Below are 22,843 nucleotides of genomic sequence, written 5' to 3'. Positions count from 1 at the left end.
GGATAAAGAAAATGATAAATTAATATTCTAAATCAATATAATATGAAATTAACAATTTGTATACTGACAGTTTTATTATTCATTTTTAGTTTTGATTCACACGGGGTAAATTATAAGAAAATTGATTATAATTCCCCAAATAATGGAATTGATTCAAATGTAATATTTCCTTATAAGTTGAAAGAACCGTATAAAAAATATCAGCTTCCTCAAATCCTGAATGAAGTATCAGGACTAACAGATGTTGATTCCACCCATATTGCATGTGTACAGGACGAAATCGGCACTGTATTTATTTATAATTTTGTAATTGACTCTATTGTTTTTAGCCACAAGTTTGATTCAATCGGAGATTTTGAAGGACTAACCTATACTGGCAAGTCACTCTTTATTTTGCGAAGTGATGGGCAATTAACCGAGTGGAGTAATTTCGATCCAAAAAACGGGGGAACATCTATTAGACAATATATGTTACCACTTATAACTTCAAATAATGAGGGACTATGCTTTGACGGAAATTCTAACCGCTTGTTGATTGCTGCTAAAAATAAACCAAATAATCCTGAACAAAAATCAGAACGATTCATCTATGAATTTGATTTGGAAACAAGAAAACTCAATCCAATGCCAGTTTACAGTATTAATACGCTTTATATGGGTGCTATTGCTGAGAGGTACAACATAGAACACAATGATACAACGAAGAGCGGAAAACTCAGGCCCTTCAATTTTAGGCCAGCAAGTCTATCTATTAATCCAATTACTAAAGACATTTATGTAATTTCCGCAGCAGACAAATTACTTGTTGTAATGGACATAAATGGAACCATAAAACACATGGAGAAACTCTCGGCTGAATTGTTTGCAAAAGCTGAGGGTATAACATTTCTCGCAGACGGGACAATGATAATTACCAATGAGGCTGCTGGAAAAAGTCCAACATTACTCGTATACAAGTTGAATGGAAACTAAAAATAAAAGCACGAACGCACAATCGAGTAGCCCGCCCTACTCCCAAATGGGAATAGGGTTAGGCTCTCACACCACCGTACAAGCGGGTCTCGCATACGGCGGTTCGTAAAGAGATGGGTTTAGATTAAAATAAACATCCAACAAAGAATCGTAGCCTTTTTGTTTTAAGCGTTTCAGCGTAATTGTAGTGATCAAGATAGGGCTTTGTGCAACTGCCCAACCACCTTTTCTCGTTCTGCTCCACGCGTAAGCGTGATCGTGGTCAATTCCTAAACGAATAAAATTCTTTCTCTTTCGCTCGGGTTTTTCCAATCGTGCCAAATGCAATAGCGAAGACGATTTCTTAACCACGAATCAGCGTCACGCAATTTTCCATGAATACTGGTACCTCGAAAATAATTGAGCCATCCTCGTTGTACTTCATTTATTTTTGAAATGCGTTCTGCAAATGTGAGTGGTGAAGTTTTTCGGGTGATTGATTTTAGTTTTTGTTTAAGTCTGATCCATGCTTTTTCATCTACCGTCAATTGATATTTACCTTTGTCGCCTTTGATGTAAGTTGGTACAAAACGAAATCCAAGCATTGAAAATTGAACGGGTTTTTGATGCCGCTTTTTTCTTCATTGATAGTGAGGCGGAGTTTTGTTTTTAAAAAACTGAGCTACTTCCTTCTTCACTGATTTTGCTTGTGTTGCGGTTTTGGTAAAGATGCTAAAGTCGTCGGCGTATCTTACAAATTTTAATCCTTTTTGTTTAGTTCTTTGTCCAACTCGTGGAGCAAAATGTTTGACAAAGTGGACTCAGCGGACTTCCCTGTGGAACTCCTTTTCTGCGTTTGTAAAGTTTGCCCTTGATTTGTATAGGCGCTCTTAACCACTTGCGGATTAATGCAAGTGTACTTCTGCATTTTACTTTTTGGCAAATTAAATTTAGTAAAAGGCAGTGATCAACTTCATCAAAGAAATTTTTCAAATCTACATCAACAATATACTGAAATCCGTCGTGGATATTTTGCCACGCTTTGCCTACTGCATTACGTGCATTTTTATTTGGACGAAATCCATAACTGTCTTTGTGAAAATCTTTCTCAAACAAAGGCATTATCACTTGTGAAACCGCTTGCTGGAGCAGTCTCTCTGTGGTGGTTGGTATTCCTAACAAACGTGTTTTTCCGTTTGACTTTGGAATCTCAACCCCAAGAATGGGTTTTGATTTGTACGCTCCTTTTTCAATTCTTCAAGTAAAGAAAGTTTTTGCTCACGGAATTTATCCGTCAGCTTTTCTGTCGGGATTTTATCCACGCCAGCACTTCCTCCATTTTTCACTATTTGTTGTAGTGCTTTTTGAAGATTGTAAGGATGTACAACTTGTGCAATCATTCTTGGTTTATTTTGTTCTTTTCCTGCTTTCGTTTTCGGTGGCTATGAAATAAATTTCAGTCCATTCAAAATTGAAAACCTATTTACGTTCAGTCCTTCCTTCTTTTGTGAGACCATCTGTGTTTTCCAATTTTTCGCACAGCTCGTTGCTTAAAGTACTATGACCTCTGCTGACTTCTTCATCGCTAACTCGTAGCATTGAAGACCTCCCCGGTAAGAGCGTGTTCCTTGCGTCGATTCCTGTTACATCTACTAATTAAAATTTCTTGTGTTCTTTGGACTTCACAATGGTGTGCTTGCTCATCCATTTTAATTAGCCTCTTATGTACTTCATGTTCTTCAGTACCAACTTTTGCAGGCTCGCTTCCTTCAGTGCTGAGATCACTCTCAACCACCTTGCGACTTGCTAAATTTTCGGAACGTTACTTCCGCAATTAAGGAACTTTCATCCTCTGGAACTTTTCACCCACCGTTTGCTTTTCTGAAATTTAATTTGCACTTTTAAACTTTTTGAATAGCTTGCGGCGGGTGCGCTACCGCTCATGCGGGGCGCACACAGCACCTACCCAAAAGTGGCGGTTCAGTGGTTATATGAAGATTTGTACTTCGTATAAAGTTCATCGGTAGCAGACAGTTTTAGTCTCCGAAATCGCCACCTTCGGGTAGCCGCAAAACGTTAACATTAATTGAGCGGTTTTTGCGCAAGGGGCAGACCAAAAATTAAAAAAATAATTGCGCAAAAATGTTTTTGGTTTTTCTTCTTTTCTTGCAACTAAAATCTATTTCTCATCAAGCATTTTTTTTGTAGGACTGGTAAGCGGAATTTTTGTTTGCTCCCATTTCTTCCCATTGCGCGGGGCGGACTGGTTTGTAGAATTTAATTTGTTAGTGTCGCTTACCAATTCCCCTGTCAGGACTCAAAACCAAAAAGCCCAGTAACCGGGCAACTAATGTTAACACGGGTTAAAAATTAATTGCGCCAGCGGGCTCCTCACCTTTGTGTTTCATAGAAATTGCGCCAAGCAAAAAATTTTTAACGCAAGACAAATTAAAAATTTGTTTGCTCGGCTTGTGGGTTAACATCAAGTTCAGTATCTTCGATCAACAGCGGCGCAACTAATTTTAACCCGTTTCCGTTAACATTAATTGAGCGGTTTTTGCGCAAGGGGCAGACCGGAAATTAAAAAATAATTGCGCAAAAATGTTTTTGGTTTTTCTTCTTTTCTTGCAACTAAAATCTATTTCTCATCAAGCATTTTTTTTGTAGGACTGGTAAGCGGAATTTTTGTTTGCTCCCATTTCTTCCCATTGCGCGGGGCAGACTGGTTTGTAGAATTTAATTTGTTCGTGTCGCTTACCAATTCCCTTGTCAGGACTCAAAACCAAAAAGCCCAGTACCCGGGCAACTAATGTTAACACGGGTTAAAAATTAATTGCGCCGGCGGGCTCCTCACCTTTTGTGTTTCATAGTTAGTCCGCCAAGCAAAAAATTTTTAACGCAAGACAAATTAAAAATTTGTTTGCTCGGCTTGTGGGTTAACATCAAGTTCAGTATCTTCGATCAACAGCGGCGCAACTAATTTTAACCCGTTTCCGTTAGCTTGCATTTAAAAGGAAACCAAAACATGAATCGGTTAATAAAGTATCTGTTCAACTTTGTAGTATCCGGACTCATAGCGTGGGGCGCGTTTGTAGACTTTGCTCTTTGGGTAGCTGCTCCATTCGGAATATCAAAACAAGACTCACTCAGACTTCTGAAGGAAGGAATAATTGAAAAATCACTTCACCACATTCTCATCGGACTTGCGGTTATTATAGGTCTTACTCTCTCAACTTGGTTCTTTTTCGGAAAAAATAATAAACCATATAACAAGACCGACTTGATAATTATCATTACGCTAAATATTCTAATCATTGCAACTGGACTTTTTATCGGAATAATTACCGCACACAACGGACTCTCGATAGAAATAGACAGACGCTATTCGTAGAAAAACGTCAAGCTAACACCACATAAAAGTAATAGCGCTTCGGTTCTCCAATTTTAAGTGTTTCATAGCGGCAGCGCCGCACAAAAAATTTTTAAACACAGAAATTTATTAAAAATATTTTTGTTCGGCTTGGTGGGTTAGCATTAAGTTCAGTACATTTAATCAAGGTTGCGCTACTACTTTTATGCGTAGTCCGTTAACATTAATTGAGCGGTTTTTGCGCAAGGGGCAGACCAAAAATTAAAAAATAATTGCGCAAAAATGTTTTTGGTTTTTCTTCTTTTCTTGCAACTAAAATCTATTTCTCATCAAGCATTTTTTTTGTAGGACTGGTAAGCGGAATTTTTGTTTGCTCCCATTTCTGCCCATTGCGCGGGCGGACTGGTTTGTAGAATTTAATTTGTTAGTGTCGCTTACCAATTCCCCTGTCAGGACTCAAAACCAAAAAGCCCAGTAACCGGGCAACTAATGTTAACACGGGTTAAAAATTAATTGCGCCAGCGGGCTCCTCACCTTTTGTGTTTCATAGAAATTCCGCCAAGCAAAAAATTTTTAACGCAAGACAAATTAAAAATTTGTTTGCTCGGCTTGTGGGTTAACATCAAGTTCAGTATCTTCGATCAACAGCGGCGCAACTAATTTTAACCCGTCTCCGTCAGACTGTCTAAAAACCTTCCCGCTTTTTTCGTAACGTTTTCAACTTTTTTCATGTCGATAAGTTGATAAAAATGACTTGAATTTGGTGATGAATTAACGTAGGTTTACTTCATGAAATTTATACAAGGAAAAGACAGAAGTCAGACAGAATTTTTCTGTTTAGAGCAAGCCGTTTCTGATGACAATGAAGTTCGGTTGATTGATTTGTTCGTTCATTCAATTCGGCTTGCTGATTTTGGATTCAAGATGGAATTTATTGAAAACGGAAGACCGGCGTACCATCCTTCTGATTTATTAAAACTTTTTATTTACGGATATTTGAATCGTATTCGTTCATCAAGACAACTCGAGAAAGAATGCAGAAGAAACATTGAACTCATGTGGCTCATGAAAGGACTTGCTCCTGATCACAACACGATTTCAAATTTTAGAAAAGATAATCCAAAAGCCATTCAAAAAGTATTTCGGTCAACGGTTGAGCTGGCTAAAAATTTTGAACTCATTGGCGGAAAATTACTCGCTGGTGATAGCACTAAACTTCGTGCACAAAACTCAAAGAAGAATAATTTTAATGAGAAAAAAATAGAACGACATCTTGCTTACATTGATGAAAAACTAAGCGAGTATAGTGCTGTACTGGCAAGTGAAGACAAGGATATTACCACTGAAGAGAAATCAGAAATTGAATCAAAAATCAATCAGCACAAAGAGAACAGAACAAAGTATGAATCCCTTCAACAAGAACTGGAACAAACCAATCAGGTCCAAATATCTACATCAGATCCTGATAGCAGACAACTGCTAGTACGCAACAATATCACTGAAGTTGGCTACAACATTCAAACCACCGTTGATGCAAAACACAACATTCCCATTGATTTTAAAGTAACCAACAAGAACGACAGCAAAGCAATGGGAGCAATGGTTCGCAGGGCCAAAACAATTTTAGGCTCCAGTGATTTTACCGCACTTTATGACAAAGGATATCATACAGGTAGTGAATTTGAATACGCATTTAAACATGGAGTAGAAGTTATTGTAGCTGCGCCAGATGTTGCCTCGCACGCACCGGACATTGCATTTGATGTAGAAAACTTTCATTACAACAAAGAGCGTGATGCATATACTTGTCCTGCCGGTGAACAACTCAAAACAAACGGAAGTTGGTACACTAAAGCGCATGGAAAAACCATCAATAAAATAAAACATTACAAAACAAAAGCCTGTTTAAACTGTCGCTTTTTTGCTCGATGTACGCGCAACAAATCAGGCAGATTAATTGAGCGTACAGAGCATCAAGATCTCATAGAAGCAAACAAAAAAAGATTGGATCAAAACATGACAACCTATCGTAAAAGACAAGCCATTGTTGAGCATCCATACGGAATAATAAAACGACAATGGGACTTTTATTACATTCTCACAAAACGAACAATTAAGCATGCCTCAGCAGATGTTGGATTTATTTTTACAGCATACAACCTACGCCGAATTTTTAATTTGATTGACAAAATCACAATCAAAAAGTTCCTCCTGGAACTTGACCATTTTTTTCATTCCATTAGAAAGCATTTTAAGCAGATTTTCAGCACGATTTTTTTTGTCAAACACCAATTCACTTTTATAAAATCTCAAAAAATCATCGCTTAAAACTCATTTAATTGATTAATTTTAGGTTAGTGGTTATCTCAAAAGAGGTTTTTGGACGGACTGCCGTTAGCAGCAAGCCTAAAAAGACTGATAATACCTTAATTTATGTAAATTATTTACATATTTTAACTAAAAAAGACTTATTTTATATTTTTTTGTTTCTATATTTGCAATCCAATTACAAATTAGGGCAAAAAAATGATAATCAATTTTAGTGTTCAAAATTTTGGCTCAATAAAAGACAAGCAGACATTGTCTTTCGAAGCTGACAAGTCTCAACACCTAGAGGACTATTTCATTATAAATTCTATTAATGGGTTACGACTTTTAAAGCTTGGTCTTATTTATGGTGCAAACGCGTCAGGAAAAACTAGTGTTCTGAAAGCGCTAGATTTTTTACGAGACTTGGTTCTTGAGCCAGAAAGTAAAAAAACAGGTGAATTAAGTTTCAATCCATTTCTTTTTGATCAAGCTACTCTCAATTCCCCATCAATATTATCAATTGAATTCATTCAAAATGAAACTAAATATTTCTATGAAATTGTATTCAGCAAAAAGGCAATTTTAAAAGAAGAGCTAATTAATTACAACCCAACAAAAGCCTCCGTTTTTAAACGGACAACAGACTTTGAAAAGCAGTTTTCAGAGATTAAGTTTGGAAGCAAAATAACAATTGACAAATCATTCAAAAAAACTTTAGAATCTAATACGCTTTGGAATAATTCTGTTTTAGGAGGGTTTCTGAAAACCAATATTGAACTTAAAGAACTTAAAGAAGTAACTGATTGGTTTTCTAGTTATTTAAAACCAATTGTCCATACAACTACAGAATTAGATGGCTATGTTACATCAGAAATTGAATCTTCTGATATAAATAAAAAAGATGTTATTTCTATTCTTAAAAAAGCCGATTTCAATATTTCAGATATAATAATTAATAAGGAAGAAAAGGATATTCCTGATGGACTAATAGACTTTCTTGAGAAAAATGCTAAAGCACCAGTTGAAAGAGTTAATGAACTTAAAAACAAAGGTAAGATAACTTCATTGGACATAGAATTAGAACACACTGTAAATGGAAGTAAATACAAATTACCTTTTGAATTTGAATCGCAAGGAACTCAAAGATATTATGGATTTGCAGGTTTGCTAAGTTTACTTATTAGAGGTTCTATATCAATTCCAATAGACGAACTTGAGTCATCCTTACATCCCGATCTTTTTACACATTTTCTCTTATCATTTTTAATTAACTCAAAAAAATCTCAACTAATTGCAACAACTCACAACAGAGAGATATTAAACAATAAAGACATTTTCAGAAACGATTCAATTTGGTTTACAAACAAGAATGAGAGTTGTGCAACCGAATTATATTCACTTTCAGATTTTGACAGTTCTATTATTAGAGATACTAGCAATGTATACAATGCATATAAAATTGGCAAACTTGGTGGCGTTCCCAATTTAGGGGATTACTACATTGATTTAGATAATGAGAAATAAAAGACAAATACCTTTTAAAGGAAAACCGAAGTTTGCTATTGTTATCGATGGCGAAACCGAATTTTGGTATTTGCAAATGATTAAAAGAAATGAAAGGCAGATTAAAGTTGATATAAAACCGGAAATCCCTCAAAAGAAAAAATTATCAGACCAATACTCAAAAGTAATTGAATTATCAAAAAGCTACGACAAGGTATACTGGGTAATTGACTTAGATGTTATTTTAAGTGAGTCGTTATTAGTTAAAAAAGGGAATACAAAAGCAATTGATGCCCTCACTCAATACAAAGGAGTTATTGAAAATAAGCACAAGAATGTAATTGTGGTAATAAATCAACCTTGTCTTGAATTCTGGTTTTTAATTCATTTTGAATTAACTGCACAGCAGTTTTCAAACTGTGATGAAGCAGGAAAAAAGCTAAAAAAACATCTAATAGATTATGCAAAGACAGAAAAATATTTCACTAAACAAAACAACGATATCTACATAAAGTTGAAACCGTTTTTAAAAACGGCTATAGCTAATTCAAAAAGTTTACCAGCTTTCGACAAAGAAAATCTCAATAAAGGTGTAAGCGAAATGTTTAAACTTTTTGAAGATATAGGATTAAATTAAAGAAATGCCTACTGCTAATCGAGTAGACGGCTCCGCCAGATTCGTCTGACGGAGTTCGCCTCTCACACCACCGTACAAGCGGGTCTCGCATACGGCGGTTCGCAAGTCATCAGATAAAATGCTCTTTACACCATTCTATCTTATTCGGATACTTTAATCAGGAGCTATGTCGAAACATTCTCAAGTTTATTTCCCGAAAACTTACGTTCAGTCCTTCCTTCTTTTGTGAGACCATCTGTGTTTTCCAATTTTTCGCACAGCTCGTTGCTTAAAGTACTATGACCTCTGCTGACTTCTTCATCGCTAACTCGTAGCATTGAAGACCTCCCCCGGTAAGAGCGTGTTCCTTCCGTCGATTCCTGTTACATCTACTAATTAAAATTTCTTGTGTTCTTTGGACTTCACAATGGTGTGCTTGCTCATCCATTTTAATTAGCCTCTTATGTACTTCATGTTCTTCAGTACCAACTTTTGCAGGCTCGCTTCCTTCAGTGCTGAAATCACTCTCAACCACCTTGCGACTTGCTAAATTTTCGGAACGTTACTTCCGCAATTAAGGAACTTTCATCCTCTGGAAACTTTTCACCCACCGTTTGCTTTTCTGAAATTTAATTTGCACTTTTAAACTTTTTGAATAGTCCCGATAGAAATCGGGAGTGGTGCGCTACCGCTCATGCGGGGCGCACACATCGGTTTATCGTAATGGCGGGTGACGTTCTTCGTAGAAACATTTGTGCTATACTTGAAGTATGTGCTTCGTATAGACATTTGTGGTAGAAATCCGCCACTAGGCAAAGCGGCAAGTCGTTACCGGTAATACCTCGAAAAATCCTCCCTCACAGAAAAATAATTCATTGACTATTTGGAAAATGTTACCTAATTAGCTAACTTTGTTTCGTGGAGAAAAACCTAACAGAGAAATCTTTTACTATAAGAGATATTATCTTGACTTTTTTGAAAAGTTAAGACCAGAAGTTAAGAAAAAGTTCAACTGGACATTACAACTCATATTGTCAATAGACAGAGTACCTGAGAAATACTTTAAACACTTAACTGGCTCGACAGGTATTTACGAAATAAGAGTTGAAGTTGGGTCTGAAATTTTTAGAGTATTTGCATTTTTTGACAAAGGACAAATAATAATATTAGCAAATGGCTTTCAAAAAAAGACTCAAAAGACACCAAAGAATGAACTTGAATTAGCAGAGAAACTTAAAAAACAATACTTCAATGAAAAAGACAAATAAAAATTTGACCTCGTTTACAGAACACTTAGACAAGCAGTACGGTAAACCTGGGACAAAAAAGAGAGAGAAATATGAAGAAGAATTTGAAGCCTTTAAACTCGGAGTAATGCTTCAAGAACTTCGTAAAGAACAAGGTATGACACAAGAGCAACTTGCAGACAAATGTGGCACGACCAAGACTTATATATCACGCATAGAGAATAACGCAAGCGACATTCGACTTTCAACACTTATGAGAATAATAAGAGAAGGTTTAGGTGGACACTTGAAGTTGAGTGTAAATATATAAGGTACTTACCGGTAATCGAGTAGCCCACCCTACGCCCAAATGGAAATAGGGTCAGGCTCTCACACCACTCCCGATTTCTATGGATTATTAAAAAAGTTTTTGTTCCGCTTGGTGGGTACTTTTAAGTTCTGTACATTTAATCAAGGTTGCGCTACTACTTTTATGCGTAGTCCGTTAGACTGTCTAAAAACCTCCTGCTGAGAATTAAATATTCGGGTAGTGATCCATGAAAAATTTCATATATTCGATTCTCAAGAGGCAGATTTTGGTTTTTAGACAGACTGCCGTTATAGGTAATGCGCTGACCCGTGAGAATTAAGGAAACAATTTATAAATATCTTTGCGGTGGACAATTCTCGCAAAAATTACTTTTCGACCTTCGTAAAAAAATCCCACTCTATAGTCGCCTATTCGGACTCTATAAGCTGACTTGTGACCAACAAGCTTTTTTAAATTAGGGATATTATTTAAATCGCCTTCAGACTCCATTAAGCGAATTAATTTTGCGACATTAGTTTTTACAGACTTCTGACTAATGTGATCAATGTCTTTAGAAAATTTACCTAAAAACTCAACTTGCATTGTTATGACCTAAGTTTATTCATAACACTCTCTCTGCTGACCTTTTTTGTTTTATCAACAGACTTAAGCATTTTTGACAAACCAATATCTTCCAATTCTTCTTCTGTCATAGTTGCAGACAAAATTCCAAGCTTCTTAAGTAAGTCATTAATAAACTTAAATTCAGTTTGACTTTTGGGAGTAATAACCATTGCTTTCATGATGCGAATATACGAAAAAAAAGACAATATATTTTACTAAAATTAGCAAGGAAACCCCTTTGCAAGACGTCCCTGTGTGCAGCGCACAACCTATAATCGAGTAGACGGCTCCGCCAGAATCGTCTGACGGAGTTCGCCTCTCACACCACTCCCGATAGCTATCGGGATGCGGGTCTCGCATACGGCGGTTCGTAAGTCATCAGATAAAATGCTCTTTACACCATTCTATCTTATTCGGATACTTTAATCAGGAGCTATGTCGAAACATTCTCAAGTTTATTTCCCGAAAACTTACGTTCAGTCCTTCCTTCTTTTGTGAGACCTTCTGTGCTTTATGTTTTTTTTCGCACAGCTCGTTGCTTAAAGTACTATGACCTCTGCTGACTTCTTCATCGCTAACTCGTAGCATTGAAGACCTCCCCCGGTAAGAGCGTGTTCCTTCCGTCAATTCCCGGTACATCTACTGTATAAAATTTTGGCACTCTTTGGACTTCACAATGGTGTGCTTGCTCATCCATTTTAATTAGCCTCTTATGTACTTCATGCTCTTCAGTACCAACTTTTGCAGGCTCGCTTCCTTCAGTGCTGAAATCACTTTCAACCACCTTGCGACTTGCTAAATTTTCGGAACGTTACTTCCGCAATTAAGGGACTTACACCCTCTGGAACTTTTTTTCACCCACCGTTTGCTTTTCTGAAATTTAATTTGCACTTTTAAACTTTTTGAATAGCTTGCGGCGGGTGCGCTACCGCTCATGCGGGGCGCACACAGCACATTTGCAATAGGCGGGGTTTCGTGCTCCGCAGACACATTTGTGATTAATCAAAATTTGGTTCTCCGCATCAACATTTGTGGTGATAATCCCGCCCATCGCAAATCTGCAAAACGTTATAGGCAAGCGTAACAGACGACACAACAACCATTAAACTGACAGAAAATTATCGAAACGACAGGACGACATATAAACTTAACAGCGGACTTTTTGCCGACACGACAGCCCAACGCTTCGTGTTTTATTTTTTTTTCCACCGCACATTTTTTAAAAACAATTTTAACCAGCCGCACAAATGGCACATTTGGTTTTGCCCAACACACAAGCCGACCCTTCGCAAAACCAAAAGAGCCATTTTTTGCCAACGCACCTATTAGAAATATACCCATGAATAATTATATTCCAATATGAGTAAAACGATACCGTTAATAGAACTTTTTACAGACAATTTCAACATACCTCATTATCAGCGTGGCTATCGCTGGGAGACACAAGAGGTAACTGAACTACTTGATGACTTATGGAATTTTTGCAAGGACAGGGAAAGTGGAGATTTTTATTGTTTACAACCTATTGTTTTGCAAAAAAATATGAAGGGAGGTTTTGACGTGTTAGATGGACAACAAAGGCTTACTACACTTTATCTGCTTTTAGTTTATCTTGAAGATAAAAGAAAAGAGGATGGATATAACCAAGCTTTGTTTACTCTCAACTATGATACAAGACCGAAATGTGAGAAATTTCTGACGGAAAAAATTTTTACAAAAGAAATAGATGATTCTAACATAGACTTCTTTCACATCTGCAATGCATATATGAGCATTGATGAGTGGTTTAAAGAGGAAAAACATCGTGGAGCAAAAGCAAGGTTAGTGCCAATTTTAATGGATAACAATTCTAAAGGAAATAGAAACATTAGATTTATTAGATACGAGGTAGAAGAAAAGGTTAATCCAATTGATGTATTTATTCGGTTGAATGTTGGCAAAATTCCTTTGACAGATGCAGAACTTACAAAAGCTCTTTTGTTGCAAGGCGACAAATATTCTAAAGAAGAATTTGAGTTTGTCAAAAAGCGTTTGTTTCAAATTGCGTCTGAATGGGACAATATTGAATATACACTGCAAGAGGAAGAGTTTTGGTATTTTCTTAGCAATAACAACAATGACAAGCCAACACACATAGAATTTATATTCAATCTGATTGCAGATAAAATTCAATCTGAAAAAAAATATTTTGAAAAGAAGCCATTAAAACATTCAACCTTTCTAATCCTTTCAGAGTATTTGCAAGACCTACTTGAAAACGAAGGTCATACAAGAATACGGGCGATAGAAAATATTTGGGAACAAGTAACAGAGTATTTTGAGTATTTCAACGACTGGTTTCAAAACAGAACACTATTCCATTTTATAGGTTTTCTTATAGCTACAAGAAGCTATCAAACTATTGACTCCCTTATTCTAAAATCAAAAACCCTTTCTAAAAAGCAATTTGAGAGGTTTCTCAAAAGTGAAATTTCAAAAATGATTTTGATAAACAAAAAAAGAACAGATTCAGACGGTAATGAATATCAAGTTCAATTAGAAAATCTCAATTATGAAAACGAAGACCAAAAGACAAATGATAAATCCGAAATAAATAGAATCCTTTTGCTGCATAATGTTTATACTACAATGAGAAGTGAAAAGGAAAAAGCAAGGTTTCCATTTAATCTATACAAACAAACAAAGAGAAATGAAAAATGGAGTTTGGAGCATATTCATGCTCAAAATTCTGAAAGCATAAATAAACGAGTAAATCAAAACTCATGGCTTGACGACCATATAAAATCTTTATCAAGTCAAAATAATTCAGATTTTGAAGAACTAATAACAAGAATGCAAGTGCTTCGTAATGCAGACGAAATAGAAAAAGACGATTTTGAAAAAATGGTAAGCGATATTTATGCAACCGTAAATAACATTTCAGAAGCTAAAGAATTGAATGTTCATTCAATTAGTAACTTGTGTTTAGTTGATGCAAATACGAATAGCCAATTAAATAATTCAGTATTTGATGTGAAAAGAGAAATCGTAAAGCAAAGAGAATTAAGTGGTTTTTACATACCTATTTGCACAAGGAATGTGTTTTTAAAAGCATACACAGAATATCCAACTAACAATGCATATTGGACGCAAAACGACAGAGAAGATTATTTGAAGAACATTAAAAATACATATGAATACTTTGTAAATACATCAAACAATTAAAATGAAATTTACACTACACGAATTATTGAACCAGCACAAAATTGTAATCCCTCAGATCCAAAGGGATTACGCACAAGGAAGAGAAACAGAATCCGACTTGCGTAAAAATTTTGTAGGTAAAATAAAGCAATCATTATGCCCTAATTCAAATTCATTAAACCTTGATTTTGTTTACGGTTATACTGACAAAGTGAATAAAGAAGAAACAATTTTTATTCCGTTGGATGGACAACAAAGATTGACAACTTTGTGGTTAGTACACTGGTATTTAGCACCACGCCAAACTACTGAACTAAATGGAGAGGAAGCCAATCATTTGACTGAAGAGGCTAAAAGTTTTTTGTGTGGCTTCACATATGAGACAAGAATATCTTCTAAACGCTTTTGCGACAACCTAATTACACAAGCACTTTCAAATTCAGAAAATGAATCTCTAAGCCAGATAATCAAAGATGCTTCTTGGTTTATGGCATCATGGAATAACGACCCTACAATTGCTTCAATGCTGAATATGATAGATACTATTCATGAAGAAAAGTTCGACAAAACAGAAGCATGGAAACAACTTCTTAAAAATAAAAAAATAACCTTTGACTACATTGATATAAAATCCGAAGAGTTTAAGCTCACAGACGAACTTTATATTAAAATGAATTCAAGGGGAAAGCCTTTAACCCCTTTCGAAAATTTCAAAGCTCAATTTTCTGGTTTGCTTTCTTCAAAAGATACCGACTACATAAAGGAAAAATTAGCTTATCAGAATACTAGCGTAACTTATCAGCAATACTTCGCTTTTAAAATTGATAGTGTTTGGATGGATTTGTTCTGGAGTTACAGGGATAAAGTTGACACGAGTATTGACGATTGCTTTTTAAATTATATCTATTTTGTTGCAGAGTTTTTATTTTTCAAGAACAATCCAACAGCGACAAGTGCTGATGTTAAACTTGATTTTGAATTTCTCAACAAAATTTTTTCCGTAAAAAAGAATATTGATTTCCTGTTTAATTCCTTTGATTTTCTTTCTGAATTGAAAGACATTGAAGCATTCTTTAACGAACTGTTCAAAGGCCTTTCAAACTTTGATAATTCTTCAAAGGATTATTTTTTAAGAGCAATTACTAACTCAAGTTTTGATGTCAGGGACAAAGTAATTTTATATTCAGTATTAAGCTATTGTATAGCTAAAAAGATTAATACTGCTGATGATAGTTTGAAAAGCTTTATAAGACTTATCAGAAACCAACTGCTTGCCGTTAGACAACCAAATCAAACAAAACGAATTGAATTCACTTCTAACCTGCGTTTACCAAGTGTTTCTGACTACTGCAAATTCATTGATGGATTTTTGAATTTGATAGTTGCTACCAAACAAAAAACGGTATATCAAATTTTTGCAAGCAATGATTTAAGTGGTTTTACAAAAGAAAATATAGGAATTGAAAAAGCGAAGGCGGAATTGATAAATGCTAATCCAACTTTAGTAAAAAGTATTTTTGCTGTAGAAGAGCATCCATTCATTCAGGGTAATACCGCAAACTTCAAACTAAACTCTAAAGATGCTGCAAAGAAAATTGATTCCTTCCTTTCAATTTGGAGCAGTGAAGTTGAAAATTCACTAATTATTCGAGCCTTTCTAACAGTAGGAGATTATTCTGTAATAACTCACAGCTATTCGTCTTTAGACGATATTTGGTATTTTGGCAGCATTGGTTATTGGAACAGAATTCTAACTGCAAATGATAAAACAGAAAGAGAGAAAGTATCTGAAACTCTTGACCTATTTCTTCTATCTTACGGAATTGCAATAGGCAATTCAGCTGCTGAAAAACTTCAATTTATAATTGACAACTACAAATCCAAAACAAAGGATTGGCAGTATTACTTTATAAAATACAAAACAATTACAGATAATCCATATATAAAACTGAATGTGTTTACTTGGCAAGATTCAGAAGGTTTTGACATAAATCATTTAGGTAATTCTGGAAACCAACCATTACACTCCTACCATCTCAACCCTTATTTAATTGTTCTTCACCAACTTATAAATATGAATGATAAAGTCAAGCTTCACTACGGCAGATTTACCGACACGAGCTATTTGAATATTCAAGACAAGGTCATTATTAAATGTGTAAAACAAGGATGGAGAATCTCTCAACTTGAAAACTTTACAATCAATAAGAAACTAATTTCAAAATATAATCTTACAGTTGATGGTGACTTCTTAATATTAAATGAAACCGAACAATTCGACAGAATAGAAATTGCAATCGAATTGATAAAAGAATTGATAAAATAACATAAACAACGCAATTTGCAAGCACAATTATAAACCGCAAAACCAAATGAGCCAATTTTTAGCCAATTTTAAAATTGAATTCATACATTAGTGTACTAGAATAAATGAATACATTTTCAAACATAAAAGAATTAGTTTCTGCTCTCAACCGAGAGCATAAATTGCTTAGTGAAATGTTTAAGAAGCGGAAATCCGCTTCTTATAAATATGAGTATGCTCTTGATTTGGTTGAAAATGATGACAACAGAATTCAATATCTTTTAAGCCGTTCGGTAATACGTCAAAATGGTAATAACCTTGAAATTGATGACGAGTTTCTGCAGTTCTTTGAACTGGTTTTGGATGCCAATGAAGAAATTAACACATCTTACATTAATGACAATCTTGAAAAAGTAAAACAAAATATTGATTATTACTTTAACGAACCAAATGAGCAAAGAAAATATGAGTATTTGCGAACAGTCAAAAATACTCTTAGAAAATTAGGCACAATTACTTTAAGAAATGTAGTTGACTTGAAGCGAAACATTGACAACACTTTCAAAAACGAACCCACTTTTAAAATCAAACGAGCAAAACTTATAAATCTTGACAATAAACGAAAAGACATAACGAAACTTATTGCACAAACGGAAAATCTCATAGCTGAAGATGATGTTACATTTTTCAATATGGCAACAGATGAGGAATTAAGAAGAGTAATTGTTCTCCTGAAAATCCAATTAGGAAAATGCACTCATAACCTAATAGAAATTGAAAGACAGATTATTGATTTCTTAAACCAAATCCAGCATCAAAGTAATGTAATAGAAAAATTGCGTTTGATAAAATATTTGAAAGACCAATTTATTCTTGAAACAACAACTGACTTCAAATCAATTTTAGCTCAGACAAATTCCGTAATATTTGAACCTAAACCTTCATATCCTGTTAAACTATCTCTTGAATTTTTGCAATCAGACGAAGAAGCATTTGCAAGCATTCTGAAGATTGCTAAACGTGTAAAAGCAGGTGTAAGCTTGAAGCGACCTGTTGCTGAAAAAATTTCAAGTGAGTATTTGGAAACACAAATTGAAGAAGAAATTCAAATCAATCTAGAAGAAGTAAAAAATGGATTTGTAGCTTCCAGCTACAACCTTTTTGATTTCTTAATGAATTACAATTTTGCCAAAGAAGTTTCATTTGAAGAACGTGTTACAATTTATTGCCAGTTGATTTCACAGTATGAAAACGTTTTTGAAATAACTGACAAGTTTGAGGGAAGAAAGGAAATTGAATTCGCAATGGTTTATCCTAAATAGAAAAAAAATGGAAGTTCCAATTCAAACAGCCGACATATTTAAAATCCTAAGTAAAGGACAATTCATTAATTCAAACAGCTCCGCAAAAGCCTTAAGTGACTTGTATAAAGTAATAGAAGATGAAGAAAACTTTGAAATTCTATATGACTATTTCAAAAATATAAATTTCACCTTGGAAAAAGGAGACGAATATTACTATTTCAGCAGACCTGAAAACAAAGTTGACCTTGAAACCAAGATTGAAACGGCTTTTAGATGGATTGACATAATTGATTTCCTTAAGACATATGACAACTCTTTCAGCTCGGGCTATCGCTTTTCTCCTTCAGACATTCTTGTAAAAATTAAAATTGATGCAGAGTTAGAAACGAAATTGGAAGGACTAAAAAAACACACTGATAAAGAAAAGCATCAAGATATTCTAGACAAAATTTTAAAGAAACTAATAGACGATACTTTCATAGAGCTTGAAAACGAAATAACACACCAATACAAGGTTTTGGCATCTTTCAAGTATCTTGAACAACTTATTTTGACAATAAATATACCCGAAGATGTAAGAAATGAAATACCTGAATAAAATAATTTTCATAAACAGTGCTGACAAATCCATCAAGTATGCAGAAGTAAATCTTGATGGAAATGTTCATTTTATTGGAACTCAAGGAGTCGGGAAAAGCACTTTGTTAAGAGCTATTCTATTCTTTTACAATGCAGACAAGCAAAAGCTAGGAATACCGAGAGAGAAAAAAACTTTTGATGAGTATTACTTTCCTTTTCAAAATTCCTATATCGTTTATGAAGTGCAAACAGAAAATGAATTGTTTTGTGTATTAGCTTTCAAATCGCAAGGTAGAGTTGCTTTTAGATTTTTTGATTCAGCTTTTGACAAAAACTTTTTTATTGATAGTGAGGGCAGGGCTTTTGATAGTTGGGACAAGACTAGAGAAACTTTTGGAAAAAACATAAGCTACACAAAGACTATTCACGTTTATGAAGAATATCGAAACATTCTGTACGGTAACAACAAAGGTTTGTCAAGCGAATTCAGAAAATATGCTTTGATTGAAAGCAAGCAATATCAAAATATCCCAAGAACGATTTCTAATGTTTTTCTAAACGCAAATTTGAGTGCTGAGTTCGTAAAAGAGACAATTATAAAATCACTAAATGAAGAAGAAATAAAAATTGACTTGACTACCTATTCTCAAACTCATTTGAAAGATTTTGAAACCAATTTGAACGACATAAAGAAATGGACTGACAGGAATCGTAACGGTGAAAACCAAGTTGAAAAGCAAGCTGACAATGTTTCAACAATTTATTCGGCACTAAAATATTTGGAGAAAAAGAAAGCAGAGTTAGCTTCTCAATTGGGTTGGGCTATGAATAATGTAAAAGAACAGCAACCGAAAGTTGCCGACCAACTTGTAGTTGAAGAACTGAAACGAAATAAAGTAAGAACTAAACTAAACGAACTTGATAGTGTATTTGACAAGAAGAAAGAAAAGACCCAAGAGCAAATTGGAAAATACAAAAGCAAACTTGACGAAATAAAAACCAAGCGTGATGAATATACTGCTTTGAAAATTGAGATCATCCTTGAAAGAGTTTCAAAGAAGATTTCATTGGAATTAGAGAAGAAAAATCTCACTGGTGAAAAGGACATTCTCACTTCTAAGTTTCTTGAAATACAAAAACGATATGAGTTACAATTAGGGCAATTAGAAAGCCAGTTGAAGGAATTTGAAAACAGCAAGCAAACTGAAAAGAATAATGCACAAGCGAGTTTACTACACTTCAAAGAGGAATTGACTAAGCAATATGATTTGCTGTATGATGAAATAAGAAAGCAACACAAGGAAGAACTTGAAGTAGCCAATGCACTTGTAAAAGAAAAAGACAAAGCAATTACAAGCAATAGAATCAAGCGTTCAGAAGTAAAGAACACAAGATTTTATGAAAAGGAAATTGAAGGGTGCAATGCTGACATTAGAAATTTGAACTCCGCAATTTCAAAAGCAGATAATGCAATTCAACAAGCAACAGAGAAAAGTAAGAACATTCAAAAGGAATGGTTGCTTGAAGAAACAGGAGTTAAGGAGGACACAAAAAGAAAAGTTGAAAAGCAAACCGAACTTCAAACAAAACTGAATGAAAATATTTCAGCCATTGATACCAAGATTGAGAACAGTAAAGATTCTCTTTATGGTTGGTTGAATGAGCAAGTTCCCGATTGGGACAAGACAATTGGAAAAGTAATTGACGAGGATAATGTTTTGTATAAGTCGGGATTGAATCCAAAGAAAATCTCAAATGGAGATTTAAGTTTTTTCGGAATCAGTATTGACACAAATGAGATTAGCAAAAAGGTTAAGACCGTTGCTGATTTGCAAAAAGAGAAAGATGATTTCAATAACCAAATCAAAACTATTCAGCAAGTCTTAGTTGACTTGAATTCTAAGTCAAACGAAGAACTTGAAAAACTTAGAAGAAAATTTCAGCCGAAAGTAAAAGAGCAGAAAGAAATTGTTGACACCAACAAATATCAAAGCGACCAGAACAAAATAAAATTAGAAGAAGTTGGAGTTCGATTAACCGACTGGAAAACCAAAGCAGCAGCAGATCAGAAAGCGGAGTTAGAAATTATTGACAACGCAATTTCAAAGTTGAGTGAAGAAAAAACAAATGCAGAAGAACAGGTTCAAAAGATTGATGGAAGCATTGCAAAACTGATTGATGCAAAGAAGAAAGAGAAAGAAGGAAAAATAAAAACGGAACAACAGAAACTTACAGACACGATTAGCAAAATTGATTTGCTAATTCAAAGTGAAAAAACTTCAATCGGTAAAAAGGAAGCAGAATTAAAAGTCAAACAGAAAAAAGAACTTGACACAAAAGGGGCAGACACAAAGCGAATAGAGGAAATTGATTTGCGACTTTCTGTAATTGACCCCGAACTTATTTTCATTGATAACAATAGAGATACAGTTGCCGTTTACAACAATGACAAACGAGAATTGTTTGACAAAGAAGATGAATTCAAAAGCAAGAAACTTTTATTTGATAAGCAATTAGAAACAGAGTTAGCAAAGCATAAGCAGCATCAAGAAAAGTTTATTCAAGACATCGGACTTCACAACGCAGAAATAGAATCAATTGGAAAAACTCTTTTAGGTTTTACTACAGACTTAACAGCGTTTGACACTTTCACAAAAACAGATGTTTACCAATCAGTTGAAACATTCATTACTGAATACACCGATGAAAACAAAACAGAATTTACTTGCTTCTTTATTATTGGAGAGTTAAACACAGCGGATAATACAATTACTAAAAGATACATTGAACTTCAAGAAGCAATCAACAAGTTCACTGGTAATTTTCAAGAGAGCAATCTTTTCAGTTTCAAAATTAAGTTTACCGAAAGAGTAGAATACTTTGAGTTTGCAGAAATGTTAAAGGAGTTTATTGACGAGCATAAACTTAGCGAGTATAAGACAAGGGTTGAAGAAAGGTTCTCTCATATTATTCGCAGAATTGGTATTGAAACAGGTGACCTTATATCTAAAGAGGGGGAAATAAGTCAAGTGATCAGAGATATTAACAATGACTTTGTTTCTAGAAAATTTGTTCAGGCTATAAAAAGTATGGAATTGAGAACTAAAGAAAGTGCCAATAAAATATTTGGGTTGCTTGTTGAAGTTAAAAAATTCAATGATGAAAACCCATATAATTTAGGAAAGGCTGATTTATTTAATTCTACCGAACAAATAAACCAAAACGAAAAGGCAATTTCTCTATTAAAACAGTTGATAAAAGAGATGGCAACAAGTAAGGAAAAAGAAATTAATCTTTCAGATTCCTTTGAATTGGAATTTAGAATTGTAGAAAATGACAATGATTCTGGTTGGGTTGAGAAACTTACAAATGTTGGCTCAGAAGGAACTGATGTTTTAGTAAAAGCAATGATAAATATTATGCTTTTGAATGTTTTTAAAGAGAGAGCAGCGAAGAAGCATAAAGACGATTTCCGCTTGCATTGTATGATGGATGAAATTGGAAAGTTGCATCCTAACAATGTGAAAGGGATTTTGAAGTTTGCAAACGACCGAAATATTCTTCTGATAAACAGTTCACCGACTTCATACAATGCAACTGATTACCGTTACACCTATTTATTAGCAAAGGATTCTAAGAATGTAACAAGCGTAAAAAGGTTGGTGAGGAAAATTCCGAAGTTTGAATCTGAAAACCCAACCGAATCATTATGAAAGTTCCTGTCCATATCGCTGAAAAACTTTTACAGCTTTCGCAAGGCGAAAGTATTCCATCAAGTTTGGCAAAACATTCTTTGATTGAAGATTTAGTTTCAGAAGGAATAATTGAACGGAAAGGGAGAATTAAAAAATCCCTTTTGCTTTCAGACAACAAAGCCTTAAACACTTACCTACAAAATAATTATTCAATCAATGACCTTCAACAATATATTCAAGTAAGCAAGAAAGAAGAAGTAACAAGAAGCGAACTTGTAGCTGCAACATCTAATTCAAAGCATACAGGAGTACGAAGTTTCAAAGGATTTTTGGTTAACTGCTATTCTCCTATTCATGCAAAACTTAACGGAAAGCAAATCACACTCAATCCAGTTGACGGAACTTTCCAATTCATTTATGACTTTGAAAAATTTATTGTTTCTCCAGATATCACAATTGTTGGAATTGAAAACCCATCAAACTTTCGGAACATTGATAAGCAGAAACATTTGTTCACTGACATCAAACCGTTGTTTGTAAGTCGTTATCCTCAAAACCAAAGTAAGGACTTAATCAAGTGGCTGCAATCAATTCCAAATAACTACTTACACTTTGGCGACTTTGACTTTTCAGGAATTGGAATTTACCTGCATGAATTCAATAAACATCTTGCTGACAGAACAACATTTTTCGTTCCTGAAAATATTGACAAACTAATTGCTGACTTTGGAAACAAGAAACGATATGACGAACAGAAAATAAACTTTGAAGTAAAATCTATCAGAGAAGAAAAACTTTTGCAACTCATAGACACAATTCACAAATACAGAAAAGGTTTAGACCAAGAAATTTTAATCAGAAACTAAA

At 34.5% G+C, this 22,843-nt stretch carries 14 protein-coding genes and 2 pseudogenes; 12 read left to right on the top strand and 4 right to left on the bottom strand.

The annotated features are described in order from the left end of the window. Nucleotides 1-42: 42 nt before the first annotated feature. Nucleotides 43-972 (top strand): hypothetical protein, encoded by a 930-nt coding sequence (locus tag IPH66_17605; GenBank protein ID MBK7131153.1) that lies wholly within the window; start codon nucleotides 43-45, stop codon nucleotides 970-972. Between the two features lie 66 nt (nucleotides 973-1,038). On the opposite strand, the pseudogene ltrA reads toward IPH66_17605, so the two are convergent. Beyond that, nucleotides 1,039-2,351 (bottom strand): annotated as a pseudogene (ltrA, locus tag IPH66_17600) (group II intron reverse transcriptase/maturase). A gap of 2,759 nt (nucleotides 2,352-5,110) precedes the next feature. On the opposite strand from ltrA, the pseudogene IPH66_17595 reads away from it, so the two are divergent. From IPH66_17595 to IPH66_17575, 5 genes and pseudogenes are all read left to right on the top strand, one after another. Then, nucleotides 5,111-6,541: pseudogene (locus IPH66_17595) on the top strand (IS1182 family transposase). Nucleotides 6,542-6,847: 306 nt separating this feature from the next. Then, entirely contained in the window at nucleotides 6,848-8,155 is a 1,308-nt protein-coding gene (locus tag IPH66_17590; GenBank protein MBK7131152.1) for an ATP-binding protein, read from the top strand. Further along, nucleotides 8,145-8,771 (top strand): RloB domain-containing protein, encoded by a 627-nt coding sequence (locus IPH66_17585; protein MBK7131151.1) that lies wholly within the window; start codon nucleotides 8,145-8,147, stop codon nucleotides 8,769-8,771. The genes IPH66_17590 and IPH66_17585 overlap by 11 nt, the downstream gene beginning before the upstream one ends. An 890-nt stretch (nucleotides 8,772-9,661) precedes the next feature. Beyond that, nucleotides 9,662-10,018 carry a type II toxin-antitoxin system RelE/ParE family toxin gene (locus IPH66_17580; protein MBK7131150.1) on the top strand — a complete coding sequence of 119 codons (357 nt, stop codon included), beginning with the start codon at nucleotides 9,662-9,664 and terminating at the stop codon, nucleotides 10,016-10,018. Next, nucleotides 10,002-10,307: a helix-turn-helix transcriptional regulator gene (locus tag IPH66_17575; GenBank protein ID MBK7131149.1), complete on the top strand. Its 306-nt coding sequence runs from the start codon at nucleotides 10,002-10,004 to the stop codon at nucleotides 10,305-10,307. The genes IPH66_17580 and IPH66_17575 overlap by 17 nt, the downstream gene beginning before the upstream one ends. Nucleotides 10,308-10,622: 315 nt before the next feature. On the opposite strand, the gene IPH66_17570 is transcribed toward IPH66_17575, so the two are convergent. The 3 genes from IPH66_17570 to IPH66_17560 form a co-directional block, all read right to left on the bottom strand. Then, a complete protein-coding gene (locus IPH66_17570) occupies nucleotides 10,623-10,889 on the bottom strand; it encodes a type II toxin-antitoxin system RelE/ParE family toxin (GenBank protein MBK7131148.1) in 267 nt (88 codons plus the stop codon). 2 nt (nucleotides 10,890-10,891) lie between these two features. Continuing rightward, the gene (locus IPH66_17565; GenBank protein ID MBK7131147.1) at nucleotides 10,892-11,089 is read right to left on the bottom strand and encodes a hypothetical protein; all 198 of its coding nucleotides are present in this window, start codon (nucleotides 11,087-11,089) and stop codon (nucleotides 10,892-10,894) included. A 395-nt stretch (nucleotides 11,090-11,484) separates the two neighbouring features. After that, nucleotides 11,485-11,694, bottom strand: a complete 210-nt coding sequence (locus tag IPH66_17560; protein ID MBK7131146.1) for a hypothetical protein — start codon at nucleotides 11,692-11,694, stop codon at nucleotides 11,485-11,487. Nucleotides 11,695-12,269: 575 nt separating this feature from the next. Between IPH66_17560 and IPH66_17555 the strand changes: the two genes are divergently transcribed. From IPH66_17555 to IPH66_17530, 6 genes are all read left to right on the top strand, one after another. Next, complete coding sequence (locus IPH66_17555; GenBank protein MBK7131145.1) at nucleotides 12,270-14,114, top strand: DUF262 domain-containing protein; 1,845 nt, start codon at nucleotides 12,270-12,272, stop codon at nucleotides 14,112-14,114. Nucleotide 14,115: 1 nt separating this feature from the next. Further along, nucleotides 14,116-16,419, top strand: a complete 2,304-nt coding sequence (locus IPH66_17550; protein MBK7131144.1) for a DUF262 domain-containing protein — start codon at nucleotides 14,116-14,118, stop codon at nucleotides 16,417-16,419. A gap of 104 nt (nucleotides 16,420-16,523) precedes the next feature. Then, on the top strand, nucleotides 16,524-17,720 hold the full coding sequence (locus tag IPH66_17545; GenBank protein ID MBK7131143.1) for a hypothetical protein: 1,197 nt from the start codon (nucleotides 16,524-16,526) through the stop codon (nucleotides 17,718-17,720). Between the two features lie 7 nt (nucleotides 17,721-17,727). Continuing rightward, nucleotides 17,728-18,300, top strand: a complete 573-nt coding sequence (locus IPH66_17540) for a hypothetical protein (GenBank protein ID MBK7131142.1) — start codon at nucleotides 17,728-17,730, stop codon at nucleotides 18,298-18,300. Continuing rightward, nucleotides 18,284-21,994, top strand: coding sequence for an ATP-binding protein (locus tag IPH66_17535; protein MBK7131141.1), 3,711 nt, complete (start codon nucleotides 18,284-18,286; stop codon nucleotides 21,992-21,994). Before IPH66_17540 ends, IPH66_17535 begins: the two co-directional genes overlap by 17 nt. Next, nucleotides 21,991-22,842: a hypothetical protein gene (locus IPH66_17530; GenBank protein ID MBK7131140.1), complete on the top strand. Its 852-nt coding sequence runs from the start codon at nucleotides 21,991-21,993 to the stop codon at nucleotides 22,840-22,842. The genes IPH66_17535 and IPH66_17530 overlap by 4 nt, the downstream gene beginning before the upstream one ends. Nucleotide 22,843: the final 1 nt, after the last annotated feature.

Source organism: Crocinitomicaceae bacterium (genome assembly GCA_016708105.1).
Lineage (GTDB): Bacteria > Bacteroidota > Bacteroidia > Flavobacteriales_D > Crocinitomicaceae > JADJGJ01.
The sequence above is the reverse complement of the archived record's forward strand: the minus strand, read 5'-3'. Positions and strand labels throughout refer to the sequence as shown.